Here is a 3,906-nt window from a genome sequence, read left to right as displayed (position 1 = left end):
CAGGCGCTCGACCTCATCGCGGAATGTCTTGAGAGTATCGAGCTCACGGGCCTGTTCGAGCACGAGCGCTCGCAGCGCTTCGACGTCTTCAGGCAGGTCCGCTTCTATCAGCATGGAGACACTGAATCAGTGGTGCGGTATCCCGTCAAGCGGCAATCTGCGGTGCCTTCGGGCGACGTCCGCCGTGGACACGCCGCCAGTCCAGGCCCTCCAGCAAAGCGCCCAGTTGTGCCGCTGTAAGGCGCATTACACCATCGCGGATGCCGGGCCACTTGAAGCCGCCCGTCTCCATCTTCTTGGCCATCAAACACAGGCCCGTGCCATCCCACCAGATCATCTTGATCCGGTCGGCTCGCTTGGCCCGGAACACATAGATCACGCCGGAATAGGGCTTGCCGCCATACTCGGCGGCCACCAGTGCCGCGAGCGAGTCCGGTCCCTTGCGAAAGTCCACCGGGCGCGTTGCGACCATCACCTTTGCGCCAGTACCCAATGGACCAACGGGCCCGATCATCGCGTCTCTCGCAGCGCAGTGATCACTGCCGAAATCGTGCCCGCATCCGCTCCGCACCCGATCTTCACCGTGATCCCGTCCACTTCCAGTTCCACCGTACTGGCCTTGCCGCGGCGTCGCCGTCGTGTCGGCTTGTTCCTTGGTGCCGGATCGGGATCGGGCATCGCATCGATCACCGCCGGAACGAAGGTCTGCTCCGGCTTTGCAGTCTCAGGAACTATGAGACCGTGTTCTTCCATCTGCGCACGCAACTGGCGACGCCAGGTGAAGAGTTGTGAAGGAACCAGGCCATGACGGCGCGCGACCGCGCTCACCGACTGCATCCCCGAATAGCTCTCGGCGACAATCGAGGCCTTCACCTCCGGCGGCCAGTCCCGACGCTTGCCCGCGCCGGTGAAGACCTCAAACCGCTGAACACCGTTAGTGCCAGTATCGTCACATGACATCGTCATAGCACCAACGCCCCTCCCGCAGATCAGGGCGCGGAAACTCGACGCTTCAGATCAACGGCGCAAGGTGGGGACGCGACAGCGCTTACGGTAAATTGGCTCGTCCTGACAACGAAATGAGCGATGTATGACGGTCGGACACTTTCATGACGATCCTGTTCACTCATTGATATCTCCTGTGACTTTTCGTCGGCATCAATATTAAGGCTTCACGCACGTGGCCGCAGCCGCCGAGTTTCAATCAATTGATTGATTTAAAAGGGTAACCATGCAACCGATTGGACTAGACCGTCCCTGCGTAACCAATGACAAGGCACGCAAACACAAGAAGGCCAAAGCGTTGCCATGACGCAGCTTCACCCAGAACGAAGACTGCAATGATAATTGTCGCTATGGGGACAGTCGCGGCCAGTGCCGGAAGGATCAAACTGAGTGGCCCACCTTCCCGTATTAAGGTTGCAAGGGCGTAAAAGGAAATCATGTAGACGCCTAGGCAGACAACACTCCACCCAAGGTTCCGAAAAGCATCAGTTCGGCCCAGAAGCACACTGCCTCCGACTTGACCTGCTGCACCGATTAGAAAGAGTATTACTACCCTCGCGGTAATTGTTACGGTTACGGACATCTTCTAAACCTTGTGATGACTTCATACCGGGCACTTCAAAGCGTCCGGCTTTTTATTCGAAGCGTTTCCTGATTAGGCCTAAGGCCCTGACACAAAGGAAGACGGCCAGGCGGGCCGTCAGCCCGCCTTGGCCAATCATCAATTTAATACCATTTGACGCCCAAGGAGATGCCGTACGTCGCCGGCAGGCCAGTCGCCCGAACCGCAACCGGTCCATACGAAATCGCGTTCTGAATATTGTAGGTATTGAAGATATTTTTGCCCCACGCCGATATGGTCACGCGATCATCAGCGAATTCATAGCCGAGGCGAGCATCGACGAGTGTGTATCCATCAATTCGGTATGGATATTCCAACTGTGTCCGGTTCGCCCCAACTCCGCTCGGAAAGGCCAATCTACTCGCGCCTACGTATGCATCCACGCTTGATCTGTAGTTTACCGTGCCGCCCACGAACGCCGTACCGCTGCCCACAGGCACACGATAGTCGATGTCACCGATTAGCGTCCATGTGGGCGCAAATGGCAGGCGGTCGCCACTGAAATCGGTAAATTCGCCGTAGGTGTTGATGCTTTCGTACTCATCGACCTTAGTCTTCAAATAACTTCCGGATCCAGTCAGCGTCAGTCCGGCAATCGGCCGCAAAATGAGATCTGCCTCGACCCCGAAAATATGGGACTTCGGAATATTCTGCAGTTGCTGCAAAAGCCCGAACAGGTCCGATGTGACCGTCCCCTGGACCTGCTTATCGCGATAATCAGAATAGAAAACCGCACCGTTCAGCTGCACTAAATTGCCAGCGAATCGAGTTTTTACGCCCGCTTCATACGAGGTCACTGCTTCCTGCTTCGCAGGCTTCAATTCAGCCTGCGTTGCGGCCGTAATTGCGGGGTAGCTTCCCGCTTTGTAGCCTCTAGCGACGTTCGCATAAAGAAGCGTGTCGGGCGATGCCTGAAAATCAATGCCAGTTTTCCAAGAGATGTTGTCCTCAGACAATTTGTCCAGATAGGGCGTACCGGGAAGCAGCTGGTCATTCAGCGGATAGCAGTCGGTGGTCGAAAGTGGCACTGACTGCCCGCCCAACAGTTCACCCAACAGCGTGAACAGCTTCGCTACATTTCCGTCACCAGGACTATAACCGCAGATGTATGTGTCATTTATCGACTTTGTGTAGCGTGCACCAGCCTTAAAAGTGAGGTCCGATGTCAATTCGAACTCGCCATTGGCAAATACCGCCCAGTTCTCAATTTTCGCACGAGTGTCAATTCCCGATGCGTTTATGAACAGGTTATCGGCGTTATTAGAAGCCGCATGCTTGTAGGTAATCCACTGGTCTTCATTGACCGTACTTTTGTTGTATAGCCCACCCAGCGTCCAACGAAAGATCGCACCGACAGTATTAGCGTTCGATAGACGGATCTCTTGGTTATAGTCCTCGATTGACCCATCGTCCTGGGGCGCATCAACGATCTGGAAATCCGTACCGTCGAGATCAAAAGCCATCTTCTGCGAAAGATGATTGTACGTCGAGATCGAGGTCAACGTTACGCTTTCCGAGAGATCTAGGTCAGCCCGAAGAATAGCCTGGAACAGCTTGCGATTGCCGCTGGGTCGCGCCTCGTCTGTCGACCAATTTGCCGCCCGGCGAACATTGAGCGGAGCCAGAACCGCATTGAGCTCCCCGACAGATGGAGCAGTCGGACTTGCCAGTATCGAAACCAACTGCAGCGCCTGCGGGTCCGAGCGATCGACTGAACCGTTAACGTTAAGCTCGAGTTTTAGTCTGTCAGAGGGCCGCCAAGCCATAATCATGCGCGCGGCCACGTAGTCTGAGGTGGTGCCGGTTTCCTGGACAGGATGCTAAGCTAATCCCGACCTGATGGATTGGTACGGGAATGAAGACGACGAGAAAGCGCTACAGCGCGGATTTCAAGGCCAAGGTTGCGCTGGAAGCGATCCGGGGCGACCTGACGCTGGCGGAGCTGGCAGCCAAGCACGGTGTCCACCACACGATGATCGCATCGTGGAAGCGCCAAGCCATCGACGGGATGGCAAGCACCTTCTCCGGCGCCGGCGATACGGCCAGGGCCGTCAGCGAGAGCGAGGTGGAAAAGCTGCACGCCAAGATCGGGCAACTGGTCGTGGAGCGGGATTTTTTAGCAAAAGCCTTCGGTCGATGAGCGTGGATCGGAGGCGGGCAATGGTCGAACCTGCTCACCATCGCTTGTCGATCTCGGCGCAGTGCCGTCTGCTGCTTATCAGCCGCTCGTCCTATTACTACGCACCGGTGCCGGAAACGGACGAGACGCTGGCGCTGAT

The 3,906-nt window shown here is 56.3% G+C and carries 3 protein-coding genes and 1 pseudogene; 1 reads left to right on the top strand and 3 read right to left on the bottom strand.

Translation table 11 applies throughout. From position 1 onward, the window contains the following. Positions 1-145: 145 nt before the first annotated feature. The 3 genes from tnpB to A9D15_RS00285 form a co-directional block, all read right to left on the bottom strand. Entirely contained in the window at positions 146-472 is a 327-nt protein-coding gene (tnpB, locus tag A9D15_RS00295; protein ID WP_216634362.1) for an IS66 family insertion sequence element accessory protein TnpB, read from the bottom strand. A gap of 38 nt (positions 473-510) precedes the next feature. Next, complete coding sequence (gene tnpA / locus A9D15_RS00290) at positions 511-966, bottom strand: IS66-like element accessory protein TnpA (protein WP_066760572.1); 456 nt, start codon at positions 964-966, stop codon at positions 511-513. A gap of 765 nt (positions 967-1,731) precedes the next feature. Then, positions 1,732-3,411 carry a TonB-dependent receptor gene (locus tag A9D15_RS00285; RefSeq protein WP_156521589.1) on the bottom strand — a complete coding sequence of 560 codons (1,680 nt, stop codon included), beginning with the start codon at positions 3,409-3,411 and terminating at the stop codon, positions 1,732-1,734. 71 nt (positions 3,412-3,482) lie between these two features. On the opposite strand from A9D15_RS00285, the pseudogene A9D15_RS00280 reads away from it, so the two are divergent. Continuing rightward, positions 3,483-3,906 (top strand): annotated as a pseudogene (locus tag A9D15_RS00280) (transposase); the annotation flags it as partial.

The sequence above is a fragment of the Croceicoccus pelagius genome (assembly GCF_001661915.1).
Classification (GTDB): Bacteria; Pseudomonadota; Alphaproteobacteria; order Sphingomonadales; family Sphingomonadaceae; genus Croceicoccus; species Croceicoccus pelagius.
Note: the sequence above shows the minus strand (reverse complement) of the source record. Positions and strands in the feature narration are given on the sequence as shown.

Coding starts and splice junctions, on each gene's coding strand:
- tnpB (WP_216634362.1), bottom strand. CDS start 472: ATGGTCGCAACGCGCCCGGTGGACTTTCGCAAGGGACCGGACTCGCTC.
- tnpA (WP_066760572.1), bottom strand. CDS start 966: ATGACGATGTCATGTGACGATACTGGCACTAACGGTGTTCAGCGGTTT.